The organism is Bacillus sp. GbtcB10, assembly GCF_019091365.1.
GTDB lineage: Bacteria > Bacillota > Bacilli > Bacillales > Bacillaceae > Bacillus > Bacillus altitudinis.
The window spans coordinates 309,419-323,015 of record NZ_JAGXJP010000001.1 but is presented as its reverse complement, the minus strand read 5'-3'; the positions used below and the strand labels follow the sequence as shown (position 1 = coordinate 323,015).

Genomic DNA, 13,597 nt, shown 5'->3' with positions numbered 1-13,597 from the left:
TTATTTCACCTCTACATTGAAATAGAATTTTTCAGCTGCATCAACTGGTTGAACAGCTAGATCAATCAAGAAACCGTCACGATCTTCATTCAAGCTGATCGTGATATCCGTTTCAGAATCAAAGCCAGTGATTCCAGATCCATCTTGGAGCTGCGTGAGATATTGCGTGATGAGTGTTTTCACCAGCTGCAACCCGTCATCAGATGCCGGAATGTCATTGCCATTTGCTTTGCGTAATTTAATTAAATCCTTCAATTCACGTGTGAGATCATTATTGATCGCATCGAGCACACGAATGATCTTGTTTTTAGCGAATGTCTTGTTCTTCTCGGTTGTATAAGTCGTTAAGGAGTTAATGTCCTTCTCAACGCTCACTGTGCGATCTCTCGCATCAAACGTGAACAAGAATTCGCCTTGTGATAAGCGGTATTCCACTTGATCATTATCAAGACGCTCTAACGTATCAACAGCCCCTTCATATTCAACAAAGGTTAACGACTGATTGAAGTTTGCTCCTGCAGATGCTCCGGCCACCCATGCTGTTGCTTTGGCTGGCGTGATCTCTGTGCCATCTTCAAGCAAAACACCACTTGTGACATTGATAATTCCTTCATGATCAGCCGAATAGTTTGCTAAAACCCCTTGCACCTTGCGTCCTTGATCATCACGCAACCGTTTGATGAAAGCCACAAATGTCGCTTTTAATTGCTCGCTAGTGTTATTAGGCAGAGCGATCACATCAAAGTATTCTGTTTCAGCTGCTTCAAGGAATGCTGTGTAATCTGCCACGCTTGGCACACCGTTTTTTCCACCGCTTAGTGTTACGCCAGCTGTGATTGTCACTTCACCTTCACCTGAAAATTGAACGTATTTATTTTGCTTCAGCTCTTTGACATCAGTGACAACCTGCTTATCAACAATGTCTGTACCAACGTAAGTCACCACATCACGCTTGGAGCTGTCCAATACGTTTTCAGTGACTTGGATTGTCACCTCATTACCTTTCTGTCCGCCATAATTGGCAAGCACATTGAAATTCTCGCTGATCTGAGCCTTTGCAGGTTCCCCCTCATTCAAACGATACAAAAGAACCGTTTGTGCTTTTTTCTTCGCTTCTCGGAAAAGAAGCAGTGATTTGTCATCGATGTTTAATCCGACTTTTTTATTTAAGTCCTCGATGCCTGAGATAGAGATGAACGTCTTAGGCTCTCCCCAACTCATTGTGATTGGAAGCGCAACGGTGCCGCGATCGCCTAAAGTAATTCGCTGCTGTGCTGTGGTTTTGAAATTGAAGTAGATACCAGAACGCTTTTTCTCTGTACCTGGTGTAAAAGTACCTCCATTCATGCTTAAACCTCCTTAGACAAAAAAGCATCAATCTGCTTCTTTGCTTCTGTTTTTGTAATTGGTTGATCTTTGATATAAAAAAGAGCACCCTCAAGGATTTCAGGCTTTACGCCAAACAATTCCTTGCTGTGCTCTTTCAAGGCTTCAAATGAAAAGCCAGGTTCCTTCGGAATAACTGGTGCGGCTTTCTCTTCTTTAACCTGTGATTCATTTTTATTCTTGGCCACTTTTTATCACCCCATCTGAAAAATTTATGTCATCAAGGCTTGGCTGCTCGTCTCGGTTGTACCAATAGGCACTATCCCATGTGAGGACAATCGTTGCCACGCCTTGATCACCATTCCTAGTTTCTGCTCTCTTAATGCGGACATAATCATCAAGCGGTTCACCTTCTTCACTGACCATCTGAATGATATTCCGATCCGCTGATAAGGCATCTACAATCGATTCAGCTGCATCATGAGCCTGTCCAGAGTCCTTGTGAAACACTTTAACATGCAGCGTATATGTTTTGAGGAAAGTTGACACAGTATCGTTCCTTGTATTGACCCATGCTGCTGGAAAGTACATGGATGGGACCTGAAATTGTTCAGGAATTTTCTTTTCGTAAACCTTCACCGGAAACTGCTTGTAACAATAATTCATGATGGCGCCGACTTCTTGATTCATCTAATCACCGTCCAAATCGTTCATCGATCCATTGCTGCAGCTTGCGGTCCAATGATCGTTCAAACATCTGTTCAAAGATGGCTATTGCATTATCCCAATATCCGCTGCCCTCAACCCATTGAAATTTCAGGAGCATCCCTGTTTCGGCATTTGGGTCATATTCAAATCTGTCCCCAACCCATCTACCAGGAACCCATCGTCTGTCCTGATTTTTACTAGGATCAATCGTAAAGTGGCCATCGTTTGTGTAAGATGCATATTCCAAGTTGGTCCCTACATCTAGGGTTAGACCGCCTTGATCCATAGAAAAAACGTTCTCACGATCTCCCTTTTGAAATGAATTCAGAAGACGCCTAGCATCAACCGTTTTTGTGCGAATAATTTCATCTTGAACAATGTCAAGAAACTGATACCCCATCGCTTCAAGCCATTCTTCATATTCGGCACGTAATCCACCACCAATCGCCCAATCTAAATCCTCTATGAACTGATCAAGACCATCAATCCTCATAGGCTTTCACTCCTCATCGCTATAACCTCAATATGATGGTTTTTAATCCTCCTAGGCTTTTGCAGTTTCAAAGTAATGCCTTCCCATACTACTTTGTCATTTATTCGGACATCAGCATTACTAGGAAAATGAACAAGGTACGATTGGTGAATGGTTGCGTTTGGCTCCTGCTGTGTGATGGATTGGTTTTTCTCCGTAAAATAACATGCTTGATCAACTTGGTCAGGCTCATCAGAATATGAAAAGACCGGCTGCGCATCTTGGACAGGTATTCCATAGTGATTGCCAGCTGCTTGTTCTTCCTGCAGGTGATATATATCGCATCGATCAGTTAATAATGATTGATAGCTCATAGCGATCTCAACCTTAATTTGACGTTGCCTGGATCTTCTGGCGGTTCCCCTGGTTCAATGAAATCTATCAACAGGTTATACACATCTGGCTTTGAAACGGCGTTACCATCTGCCAAGGTGTATGAATAGTCACCAATCTTTTCTGACTTGTACCCTTTGATAATTGATTCATCGCCGTTGATCAGTGCGAAGAACTGCGCCATTTTAATCAATGCGATCTTTGCCTTTTCAGGAAGCGGCTGATATTTTTCACTTGTGAAATCATGACCTGCGATCTTAAATACCTCAGCTTCAGCCTCAATGATGTCACTTTTCAATAATTCATCCGAGCGGTTTTTCACGCTCTCGAATACGGTATACGCCCTAACTTCTTCAGGAGAGATCAGCATCGGCCTTACTCTCCTGTTTTTTCTTGTTGCTCTTGGTTTTCAAGGATGAAGGCAATTCTTTCACCTTCATTTTTGAACTCAGACGGATCGCCGCCAAGATCAACAATAACGGCTTCTTGTCCATCTTTCTTCATATCCTTCAATTCAGTTTCAGTGTAGGTTTTTGCTTCTTGTACCGGTTCTTCTTCCTCTTTCTCCGGCTCATCCGTTTTTGGATCATCAACAGAAGTTTTCACTTCTTGGCAATCAAAGAACTCATTGCCATCGAGATATTGAAATACCTTTTTCTCAATCTCTTTCTCCTGATTTAAATGAAAGACATGCCCCTTCACAGCGTATGTCTTTCCTTTGATCAAAACCGCTGTATACATGTTGATCACTCCTTGACCTTGACGATCTTAGCAACAGCATCTTCTTCCTCAAATTTGCTGTCGAGCTTAGCAGTCAACACAATGATGAATTTACGTCTGCGGATGTCCTTATCAACTTCAATGCGGATGTTACGAGAGAAGCCAAGGATAATGTTTTTCGGATGAGTCAATAAGATGTCTGAAACATCTGTTCCGTCCTCTCCCATTTCATATGACTGCATGTTTGCAATACCTTTGACCGGCACACCGAATGCAGAAGAAAGCCCACCTTGTACAGCTGCATCCCCTAGATTCGTTTGACGATCCGCTACTTTGTCTTTCCACTCGACTTCTTGTCCTGGCGATGTGTAAAAACGGAACTCTTGTGGAATACGCAAATATTTAGATGGAACAGCTTTGTATCCTTGTTTGAATACTTGGCGTGTAAGTGGTTCGCCAGCTACATCTACGATATGGGATGTTGCTTGCTTACGAATACCATCAAGTTGCGCTAGATATGCATCACTAGATTTCGTATCACCATTCAAAATCAATTCTTCAATATCAACGGCTGCACGCTCAGCGAGCATTTGCATGATGGTGTTCTGTAAATTATCACCCTCGATGTTGTTTTCAAGTGTGTCATATGTGATATTTACTTCAGCGATGACTTCTTTTGCATTCAGCTCCACAGTGCTTGTTGTTGGCGCAGACTTTTGTTCATTAGTTAAACCTACACCTTCCTGACCAGCACGTAGAATGCGCTGACCAAAACCAATTTTCTCGATTTTTTGTGCATCGCTATCCATTGGAATGACACGTGCATCTTGTAGCAGTGTTGGTGCATTTTGCACCATACGAATAAATGTGCTAGATTGGGTTGGATTCATGAGACCGCCTGTCTTTAAAGTAGCAAGCGTTACTTCCGCTTTGTTAATTACCTCTTGATTTCTCACTCTAGTTCCTCCTTTTTCTCGGCTTAAAGCAAGCCGTTCCATAACGCTTCTGATTTTTGTACGTCTTGTTGTTGTGCATCCTCTACTCCATTACCTTGCGGACGTGCTTTTTCAAGGGCTTCGACTCTTTCAACAACTGGAGCCAATGCCTTTTCTACAGCTGCGGCCATTTCTTTTGCTACAGCTTCATCCGGCTGATTTTCTTGCGGATCAGGTTGCTGCTCGTCTTCACCTTTTTCAAGGTCATCCAGACGCTTTACGACCGGTGCAATTGTATCCTCTAGCATTTTTTGCAGATCTTCTTTGTTCACTTCTTCTTCCTCCTTCTCTTCCGCTTGACTTAACAGATTATCGATAGCGGCTCTTGCATTTTTTAGCTCATTCAAGTTAGCAGCTGAAAACTTTCGGCCAGCTTTTATGATTTCTTCAGGTGGATCAGTTTGGATCCCAGCCAAGTCATCAGTAAGCAGAATCTCTTGTGTGATTTCCACAAAGTCTTGTAGTGCTGCCCTAACCTTTTCAGGATCAGTCTCCAGACCATCATCATCGTAAGAACCCCATTTAAATAAAACAGAATTCAAGGCATCTTGTGCCGCCCAAAACTCACGATGCATGCGTCCTTTGTCGTACCTGTTCTTCACTTCTCCTTTTGATAAAAAGAAGTTTTTGAGCAAAGAAAAAAGCCCCTTCTCATCAGAAGCTGGCTTGTGATCCTCTTGTTTTCCTATATCCGCTGTTCCGGCCATTGAGTATCCGGTGATCTCACCCTTTTGAATCTGTTCCCAGATTTCATCAGATGCTTTTGTCACAAGGACCCACGATCCTTTCTTGATAACTTCATCGCCCATTTCAAAATCAGACGGAGCAATGTACGATTCAACGACTTCCCCGACACCGCCTTGGAAATCATGCTGCTTGTCGATCTCACGTGCGTCTTTCAAGAATCCGTGAGCCGCTTTTTCGATCTCTTCTGGTGTCATGTAATCCCCATGTGCATCGGCAACGTTTGGTTCGTATACAATACCGTACACAAGACGCTGTGCATCATCAGCTTTGACAATGACTTTGATTTGTTTTTCAAAGTCATTTTCTTTTTCTGACTTCATAAAAAAGAACTGCTTTTGATTAGCAGCCCTGTCCACGTATGAAACGTGTGTGATTTTTGCATTTATCAATTCGCGTGGCATATTTTCACCCCCTTTCAAGCTCTTATTTAAAGATCTTTAAAATTAACTGTTGAAATAAGTTGTTGTTCCTTTACTTCTACATTGAACGGTTGAGTTTCATCAAAAACAATTGACACTTTTTTATTACCTGATCCCAATTCGATTGCAGGAGGAACAGAATAAACAACTTCATCTTTCACTTGATCTCTTACTGCTTTTTCTATTAATTTTTCTAAGACCTTACTATTTGAAATCTGTTGCAATATCCAATCACCCAAGTTGCTTATTGGTAAATATCTCGCCAAATCGCCAATAATGTCTATTATTTTGTCTTCCCATTTTCCAGGAATTTTATCTTTAATGTAATTCTTCATTTCATCAATAACATTGTTCTGTATCCTAGATGCAATATCATTAGGTAGATTTAAGCTATGAAGATCAAAATTATTTAACCCCACTATAATATCCCTATTATTCACAAAACATTTCATGCTTGCAGAAAAATTAGGCTGAACAAAGTCTTCAAGCCCAATAGTTAACCTGATGTCAGGGTTTGCACCAAAGAAATCCCAACTAAATACTCTTACTCCCCCTATTTTAAGCTCATCATGTATTCTTTCAATGTCAACTTCAATTACTATATTTAACAATCTGAATTGAACCTCAACATTATTCAAATCAATAAGGTTTGGCTCGTTTAGACTAAGATTGTTTATTTTTATTTTTTCGATATGCACATTTCCAATTACTTTAACCCCTGACCGTTCAATAATAACTTCACTTAAAGTAGTCTCTTGTTTGAAATTCTCTAGATTCCTTTTTATAAATGAATCAAGAGTTGTTTGAGACAGAGAAATTTCAAGTTTGTTCATAAATAATCCTCCTTAAAGTTGAATACAACCTTAATTTGCATTGAGGAATTATTTATATACTAGAATTTTCTTGAAAAAAAGTTTTTACAAGGGCTGACTTCTAATTTTTTCTTTTTCCTCAGCTGACAATCCTAGAATAACAGGATCAACCACAGGACCAACCGCACAATGACAATTTACTCGCTCTTTTGGCGTAAGCTGTGTATCTCTCGGAAACATGCACCGCTCTCCGCTGCCTGGTATCTCGAATTCTTCATCGAGAGGAATAATCATCCCGTCTAGTTGCACATGACTATCCCTTGATTGATTCTTTTTTCCGCCACTGTGCTTCCACTTCTTCCCCGTTACAGCCGGGGATTGTACATACGATTCATGTTGAGCGACAGATGATGCAGTTAACACTTCAGTTACAGCTGTCACACGTGCACGCTTCCGGCTGAATTCAGGAAGATCCTTCAACTGCAGTTCAATCTCCTGGATAGAGCGGCCTTCTTTTATACCCTCTTTCAAGGTTTGCTCAATGGCTGTATGAGTATTCAGCTGCATCAGCTGCGCCAACTCCTGCGACCATGATTCAATCCACTCTGTGGTTCTTTCAGATAAGACCTTGAAAGGAATATCTGCATCGATGGAATGCATGATCTTCTCAGCCAGCTGCGTGACAGTCAAAGTCAAGAATATGGCCGTTTCTTTTCCGAACAGCTCCGCAAATTCATCAGCTGCAAACAAGTCATTTTGAAAGAACGCTAGAATTGATTCTAACGTCTCCGAATCGTCCTTGGATATAAAACCATTCAGTTCATTCAAAAACGTCCTGCGTTGCAATCTGAACAATCTAGCGATAGTTTTCTCGTACTCTTCCACCAAAGAGGGAACATCCTTCAGCTCAGGGAAATCTGCTACAGCTGCTTCAAGTTCTTTGACCTCATCTTGCTCGGCTTTCTTTACAAAGGTATTGATGTTTTTTATCAGCTGATCGATCTTGCTCATTTGCGAATCTCCTCTAGTTCATCCCTAACATCTTTTAAGAGATGGATCAGATCTTCTTGAGAACCCGCAGACTTCTGAAAAACCGTATCAAGCAAGCTAGTTGATGCCTTTGGCTTCGCTTCAATTGGTCGATGATATTCTTCCTCTGGCCATTCTTCTAATGTTTTCCCAAGAATACGACCAGCTAGATCACGCAGGTCATTCGGTGAAACCGCTCCTGCTTGAATAAATGGCGTAAGGACCTTTGCAATTTCGAGCGGATCACGAAAGTCTGGACCATTTAATATAAGCCGCACATGCCAGAGATCAAGATCAGGAAGAAAGAGTGTATTGAGCTTGCCAGTGATGATCATTCTTTCCGGCTGAAATACCTGTTCTTCAGTTGTCTTACGAGCGGTGTCAGCTGTGGCCTTGTTATAATCCTGTGATTCGCCTGTGTAGATCGGCGGCAGACGAAATGAGGAACGGATCTTGTTTCTCGTTTTCTCATCATATTCAAGGAACAGCGCATCCTCCTGGAGAATCTCGGCCAGTGATTTTATATCCACCTTCACATTAGCCGGCTCTTCATCGTTCGATAGCTCATCCTTCTTCGGAATCCCTTCCACTTCGAGTAACAGGAATTTATGTGCATTGTCTGAGCCCTCGATGCCGTTCATGTATTCCTGCAGTTGTTCATACGAGGATTCAGAAAGCATTCCATTCTCTACAGTAATTGCAGCCGGCACATGCCGCCCTTGTTTAAAGTACAGATAGTTCAGCTCTTCAGCTTTGCGCGCTCCATACATATTGACGATGTTTCCAATCCAACGAGGAACACCATATGTACCGCTGCCGATCTTGAAGTGAATGACTTCGCTTGCCACAAGATTAGAAGGGGTGTCTTCACTGTATTCTCCCGTAGCAGCGTTCAATGTTCTTGGATCGCCGTACTCCTTGAAGAATACTTTTTTAGTGTTTATCTGCTGAACATACTTTCTGAACCGCTTCATTCTTTTGAGAGATTTGACTTGACCATGATCGGTATATTTAAAGTCGATCTCGACAGGATCACCTGTCTTACATATTCGCATGTGTTGAGCATCTAAATATTCAATCCCTGCTGGTTGCCCTGTGCCATTACGTAAAACTTCAAGAAAGCCATTCCCTGTCCGCTCCCGATCTTCTATCACATACCCTAGAACCACTTCGGCTGATTCATCATAGTTCATGTATCGCACAAGCTCCTCAAGCCTCGTCCATTCTTTTTCAGCAGTGGCTTTCTTTCCTTCTAGTGCATTCTCCGCATTGAAGTCAAAAACGTATTCAATTCCCAAGCCGAAACCTAGAATATTTGTTTTATATGCATCTATACATTGTTGAAGAATGGTAGAATACTCGGCTATTTGTTTGAGCTCCTTGATATTGTATGGCGGCTCAATAACGCCATCAGCCTCATAATTAAATCCATCCTCATAAATCTGCTTAGTGGTTGCAGACACATTGGCTTTCATCACTGTTGCTCTGACCGTTTTCATCAGCGTGACCTCCTTTCTCTGTTCGGGCGTGTCCGCTCTTTTGGTTTCTCTTTCAGATCGGTGACCTCATAGTCATCAAGCGCATACCAGATGGCCGATAAGGTATGAGGATCAATCTTAAACTCGTCTTCTATGATGTTACCGTTCTTGTCTGTCTTGTATGTGAGCGGCTGAAGCTCATAGATCGTGTTTTTACATGAATCGGAACATATGATTTTCTTGAACCGCTTGATCTTCTTTGTGTACTGCAAGCGTGATCCCTGAAACTTACGTGCAGCCACCATGTTGTAACCCATCTTCCTGAAGTATGCGATGGTTTTCGGTTCAGCTGCATCCGCTTTGATCAGCTCTTTTGTTTTGGCAAATTCTATGAGCTCTTGTACAGTTTCATCATCGGTTGTGCCTTTTTGATAATACTCCCAATAGATGTATAGATATTTCTTTTCGTGATCGACGGCCAGTCGAATCAAAGCGTTATATGACTCTACGAAACCAAAGTCCATTCCCGCTCTAAGCAAAGGCCGATTGATATTTGAGATGGCCAGCATGACATCTTCATGCGGCTGCACCTCGAATTGAGGAAGAACACGAATTCCGTTAATGCCAAAATGACCTTTTCGGGCTATGCGATAAAGGTCGGGATCGTATTCTTTTAGCTCGTCCAGCTGCTTAATATAACTAACCGGAAGGAAAAGATTATCTTCAGCTGTAGAATGATGATAGTACGTATCGTTGATAACGATAGTACGTTCCTTGTATAGTGTCTCGTCATCAAGGGTGAAGCGGTTGTTCTGATCATCCTTAAAGAAATGTCTGTACGTCCAATTATCCTGACCGACAGGGTTCGTTGATAGGATCATGTGCAAATCAAAAGTCGGGTGACGCAAACGACCAAGTAGCTCCTTGAACCCCTCATACTTAACCTCAGAACATTCCTCAATCCAAATGATCGAGATGTTGTTGATCGACTTCAGCTTGGCTGGCTTGTCCAAACCTTTGAAAATGATCCGGCTGCCGTTATGGAATTTAAGCATGAGCGGTGATGTCCGGCATTGAATGACATGATCGACTCCTAGATCATTCACGATCTCTTCAAACAGCGAAAATGTTGAATCCCTGTGCGTGTCATAGACTTCACGAATCACAAGGGCTGTTCTCTTTTCATCGAGCAACTTTAAGATGAGTTTCAGGGCAATGTGATAGCTTTTAGATGAACCGTAACCACCCACTAGGAACTGAAACTTCTGATCCCAGTCAAAGAGAAAATCTTCAAAGTGTGGATTGACTTCCTTCTCCATCAGTTGCATCAGCCATCACCTTTTTTCTTTGCTCTCTTTATAGTAATTTGAACCGAATCATCAACAGGACGTGCGGTGATCCGCTCCAGCTCTGCCTCTCTCGTTCGGTTTGCAAGATCGAGACCACGAAGCCTCAATTCATGCTCTGACATAGTTTTCATAATGTCGTGTTTCTGCCTAATGGCTTTAAGACGCTTGTCTGTTACTCGCGTCAATGCTTCCTCTATTTCAAGGATGCGGTCAATCACAGGTAATTGAGTTTCTTCCACCTCAGTGACTACAAGACGTTCATTGATAATCGGAACGTATTTGACAACACCATTCTCACTAGTGGATGGTGCAACGTCTTTTGTTTTCCTAAGTTGCTGTAGTACACGTCTTTGATTATCAGTTAAACCATTTTCATACTTCATAATTCTATGCATCATGCGCCGCTCTCGAATACTAAGCTCACGTATGGTCAATTCAATTTGATAGAGCGGATCGGTCTCAATCTGCTCAAAGAGCTCCTTTTCTGTGTCGTCCATATAATCGAACATGATTGATTCATATTCACCCGTGCGTAAAGAATTTTTATTTCCTTTTGGAGCTGCGCCGCCCCTATTACCTTTAGCATTTTGGTTACCAGTTGGCGCTTTACCACCTTTGTTTCCTTTGGCGTTTTTGTTCCCTTTAGGTGCGCCGGAACGTAAAGGAGCGCTCCTATTTAATTTAGGAGCGCTCCCTTTGAATTTATCTTCCCATTTATCGTTCGCTTTCCATTTACGGACTGTGCTGCTTGTCACACCCAACTCATCTGCAATGTCTTTAAGCAAGCGGGCTCCATCGCTCTCTTTCCAAAGACGAAAAGCTTCATCTCTTCTTGGATCACGCGGTCTAGCCATTACATATCACCCACCTCCGAGCTGCTCAATTAAGTTTGAGTTTGAATTATTTTTCTCTTATTTAATTTCTAATATTTGTTTTGCTTTTACTTCATCATAAACATCTAAACAATCTTCCATTAGAGCCTTTACATTATAACGATAAGAGTAAGCCCGTGCTCGTGCAATGAAATAAATAAAAAAGACCGCTAGTAATATATAAAAAAGTCCCATTAATATTGTGATATTAACTTGATAAGGGCTATACAAACTCAAACTTTCAATAATCTCATTAACGTCTTCAGATTTTACTCCTTTTTCAATCTTCTTTTCAAATAATTTAATGGATACTTGACTAAAGTTATTAATAGTATTGTTTGTAAAGTTTATGAATACTGTCGATATTAACGTAATCATTGAGGTTATTATAGTAAATGGTACGAGAAAAAATGGCTGATGAGTATTGTTTTCATCGATGCTATTCTGCGCTGCTCTTAGCATCCGGTTAATTTCCAACTTACTGTGATCAAAAACTATTTGCTTAATTTTTTCTTCTCTTTTTGCTAGAGTAAGCCCTCTTATCTTTCCATATCTTTTCTTTATGTATTTTTTAAAATATTTGTGGTCTCCATATTTTGAAAACATAATTATTCACCCTATAATTATATCGACCGGAAAAAGAACTTTAGAATAAATTGCAAAATTTGTCGAACAAAACTCTCTTGATTGACCACATTCTTCAGTTTACAGTGAACAAAAAAAGCACCCCGCAGGATGCCATCACTAATTTTCTTCTGTTGTTATTTCTTTAGGAACATATTCAAGTAACGCTTTGGTGATCCATATCACTTGCCACGGCTCAAGGTTATTTCCTAAATTGGCCTTCAGTTCATTCAGAAGTTTTTCTAAACTATCTTTCCATCCGGGACTTTTTGATTTATCCAATGAGTATTCTAAAACCTTAAGCAAATCATAATACTCATCACCTGGAATGTAAAAACCACTTTCCTTTGTCATATTATCACCCCCGCCTTTTTATCGACAGAAAGTGAATTTATATTAATTTGTGGTGACACGAGAAATTTATTCATTCCCGTCCTGCCTTTCAACAGCTGCTGACTTAAGTAAAGCTTCTTTTATATTATCCCTAACTAATGATGTTATAAGAGTTAAGTAGATATTCAAGTTCAATATTTATACCAACTAACTTTAATTCACCTTGTCTTGAGTTAAATAAATGCTCTAAGAGCAATTTTTTATCTTTCGAATTAGCATGATGAATTCTCCTATGACAGGTCGGGCATAAAGAAACAATGTTACATGTTCTATCTAAGCTAACTTCAAATTCATGTTGCATATGCATTGGAACTAAATGATGTGCTTCCATAAATGGTTCTTTGCTCGTTTCAGACAAGAAGGTCTGATGAGAGTTATCAATTTCACATTTGAAATCAGCTTTTTTTATTGCTGCTTTAGCAAACTTTGAATTTCTAGGCCAAACTTGCTTTCCATTTACTTTTTGAGGTTTTTTTCTTGAATGTGGAGTATCTTCTGGTTCAACTATAACATCAGAATAATTAGAATCTAAAGCTTCCTGATAACTGTCAACCAGTTCATCCTCTTCTGGAAGTAAAAAGTTGCTATTAAGGTCATTAATCAATTCATCTAAATCGTGATATTTATTTAATTTTATATTAAGCAAATCTTCTCTAATATTACTGAATCCTTGTGGAGTAAAATTCTGCTTATAACCAAAAAATCGAGCAAATTTTTTCGTTTCAAAATTTACTGACTTAAGACCTTTAATAAAATAAATATATTCATATGTCTGATTATGTTTGTCTTTACCCCATACTTTCTCTGCCAATGTTGAATTCCGAGTTTTTGCAAAGATCGTACCATAATAATAGAAAATACCCTTAGAATAAGCTAAAACTTTATCACCTTCTTTTAACTTACTCCAACGCTTTATATTACTTGTTCCAGGTGTTGAACCCCACATATGAACATGCTCTGCTAACTCGTGGTCTTTTAGTTTCTCTGCAACATCCACATCAATTAAATTCAAAAAGGGTTTAATATGATAAGGATTTTGGATAGTATCATAAAAATGTTTTTGTGCTGCTTTATCACTGGCTGTGAAATAATATAGCATTTTAATCTCCTTAAAATCTTATTTAAACCAATAATACCGTTTTAATTCTTGAGCCCTCACCCAATCGTTCAGCATTATTTATCAGTCCTAATTATGTATGAATTTCAACTTATTGCAAATACGATTTCAGGGCTATTATCAAATCAAAGCCAATTTTTTGT

17 protein-coding genes are annotated in these 13,597 nt (G+C 40.3%); all 17 read right to left on the bottom strand.

Annotated features, from left to right (window positions below; translation table 11 throughout):
* The 17 genes from KVT11_RS01780 to KVT11_RS20960 all read right to left on the bottom strand — a co-directional run bounded on the left by KVT11_RS01780 (nucleotide 1) and on the right by KVT11_RS20960 (nucleotide 13,436).
* Entirely contained in the window at nucleotides 1-1,347 is a 1,347-nt protein-coding gene (locus KVT11_RS01780; protein ID WP_210552379.1) for a phage tail sheath family protein, read from the bottom strand.
* Nucleotides 1,348-1,349: 2 nt separating this feature from the next.
* Nucleotides 1,350-1,520, bottom strand: coding sequence for a YqzN/YkzM domain-containing protein (locus tag KVT11_RS20965; protein ID WP_225310411.1), 171 nt, complete (start codon nucleotides 1,518-1,520; stop codon nucleotides 1,350-1,352).
* 40 nt (nucleotides 1,521-1,560) lie between these two features.
* Entirely contained in the window at nucleotides 1,561-2,016 is a 456-nt protein-coding gene (locus tag KVT11_RS01770; protein WP_046343255.1) for a hypothetical protein, read from the bottom strand.
* 4 nt (nucleotides 2,017-2,020) lie between these two features.
* Nucleotides 2,021-2,527, bottom strand: a complete 507-nt coding sequence (locus KVT11_RS01765) for an HK97 gp10 family phage protein (RefSeq protein ID WP_046343254.1) — start codon at nucleotides 2,525-2,527, stop codon at nucleotides 2,021-2,023.
* On the bottom strand, nucleotides 2,524-2,880 hold the full coding sequence (locus KVT11_RS01760) for a DUF3599 family protein (protein ID WP_046343253.1): 357 nt from the start codon (nucleotides 2,878-2,880) through the stop codon (nucleotides 2,524-2,526). The genes KVT11_RS01765 and KVT11_RS01760 overlap by 4 nt, the downstream gene beginning before the upstream one ends.
* Nucleotides 2,877-3,269 (bottom strand): protein YqbG, encoded by a 393-nt coding sequence (yqbG, locus tag KVT11_RS01755; protein ID WP_046343252.1) that lies wholly within the window; start codon nucleotides 3,267-3,269, stop codon nucleotides 2,877-2,879. Before yqbG ends, KVT11_RS01760 begins: the two co-directional genes overlap by 4 nt.
* 5 nt (nucleotides 3,270-3,274) lie before the next feature.
* Entirely contained in the window at nucleotides 3,275-3,640 is a 366-nt protein-coding gene (locus KVT11_RS01750) for a YqbF domain-containing protein (protein ID WP_046343251.1), read from the bottom strand.
* Nucleotides 3,641-3,645: 5 nt separating this feature from the next.
* Nucleotides 3,646-4,575, bottom strand: coding sequence for a phage major capsid protein (locus KVT11_RS01745; RefSeq protein WP_046343250.1), 930 nt, complete (start codon nucleotides 4,573-4,575; stop codon nucleotides 3,646-3,648).
* A 23-nt stretch (nucleotides 4,576-4,598) separates the two neighbouring features.
* Nucleotides 4,599-5,762, bottom strand: coding sequence for an XkdF-like putative serine protease domain-containing protein (locus tag KVT11_RS01740; RefSeq protein WP_046343249.1), 1,164 nt, complete (start codon nucleotides 5,760-5,762; stop codon nucleotides 4,599-4,601).
* Nucleotides 5,763-5,788: 26 nt separating this feature from the next.
* On the bottom strand, nucleotides 5,789-6,613 hold the full coding sequence (locus tag KVT11_RS01735) for a hypothetical protein (protein ID WP_046343248.1): 825 nt from the start codon (nucleotides 6,611-6,613) through the stop codon (nucleotides 5,789-5,791).
* An 84-nt stretch (nucleotides 6,614-6,697) separates the two neighbouring features.
* Nucleotides 6,698-7,603 (bottom strand): phage minor head protein, encoded by a 906-nt coding sequence (locus tag KVT11_RS01730; RefSeq protein ID WP_046343247.1) that lies wholly within the window; start codon nucleotides 7,601-7,603, stop codon nucleotides 6,698-6,700.
* Nucleotides 7,600-9,120 carry a phage portal protein gene (locus KVT11_RS01725; protein WP_210552378.1) on the bottom strand — a complete coding sequence of 507 codons (1,521 nt, stop codon included), beginning with the start codon at nucleotides 9,118-9,120 and terminating at the stop codon, nucleotides 7,600-7,602. The genes KVT11_RS01730 and KVT11_RS01725 overlap by 4 nt, the downstream gene beginning before the upstream one ends.
* Nucleotides 9,120-10,418: a PBSX family phage terminase large subunit gene (locus tag KVT11_RS01720; RefSeq protein WP_210552464.1), complete on the bottom strand. Its 1,299-nt coding sequence runs from the start codon at nucleotides 10,416-10,418 to the stop codon at nucleotides 9,120-9,122. The genes KVT11_RS01725 and KVT11_RS01720 overlap by 1 nt, the downstream gene beginning before the upstream one ends.
* 8 nt (nucleotides 10,419-10,426) lie before the next feature.
* Nucleotides 10,427-11,302, bottom strand: coding sequence for a phage terminase small subunit (terS, locus tag KVT11_RS01715; RefSeq protein ID WP_210552377.1), 876 nt, complete (start codon nucleotides 11,300-11,302; stop codon nucleotides 10,427-10,429).
* 57 nt (nucleotides 11,303-11,359) lie between these two features.
* Complete coding sequence (locus KVT11_RS01710) at nucleotides 11,360-11,926, bottom strand: hypothetical protein (protein WP_210552376.1); 567 nt, start codon at nucleotides 11,924-11,926, stop codon at nucleotides 11,360-11,362.
* Nucleotides 11,927-12,064: 138 nt separating this feature from the next.
* Nucleotides 12,065-12,298, bottom strand: a complete 234-nt coding sequence (locus tag KVT11_RS01705) for a hypothetical protein (protein ID WP_210552375.1) — start codon at nucleotides 12,296-12,298, stop codon at nucleotides 12,065-12,067.
* A gap of 130 nt (nucleotides 12,299-12,428) precedes the next feature.
* Nucleotides 12,429-13,436 carry a hypothetical protein gene (locus KVT11_RS20960; RefSeq protein WP_246877073.1) on the bottom strand — a complete coding sequence of 336 codons (1,008 nt, stop codon included), beginning with the start codon at nucleotides 13,434-13,436 and terminating at the stop codon, nucleotides 12,429-12,431.
* Between the last annotated feature and the right edge of the window lie 161 nt (nucleotides 13,437-13,597).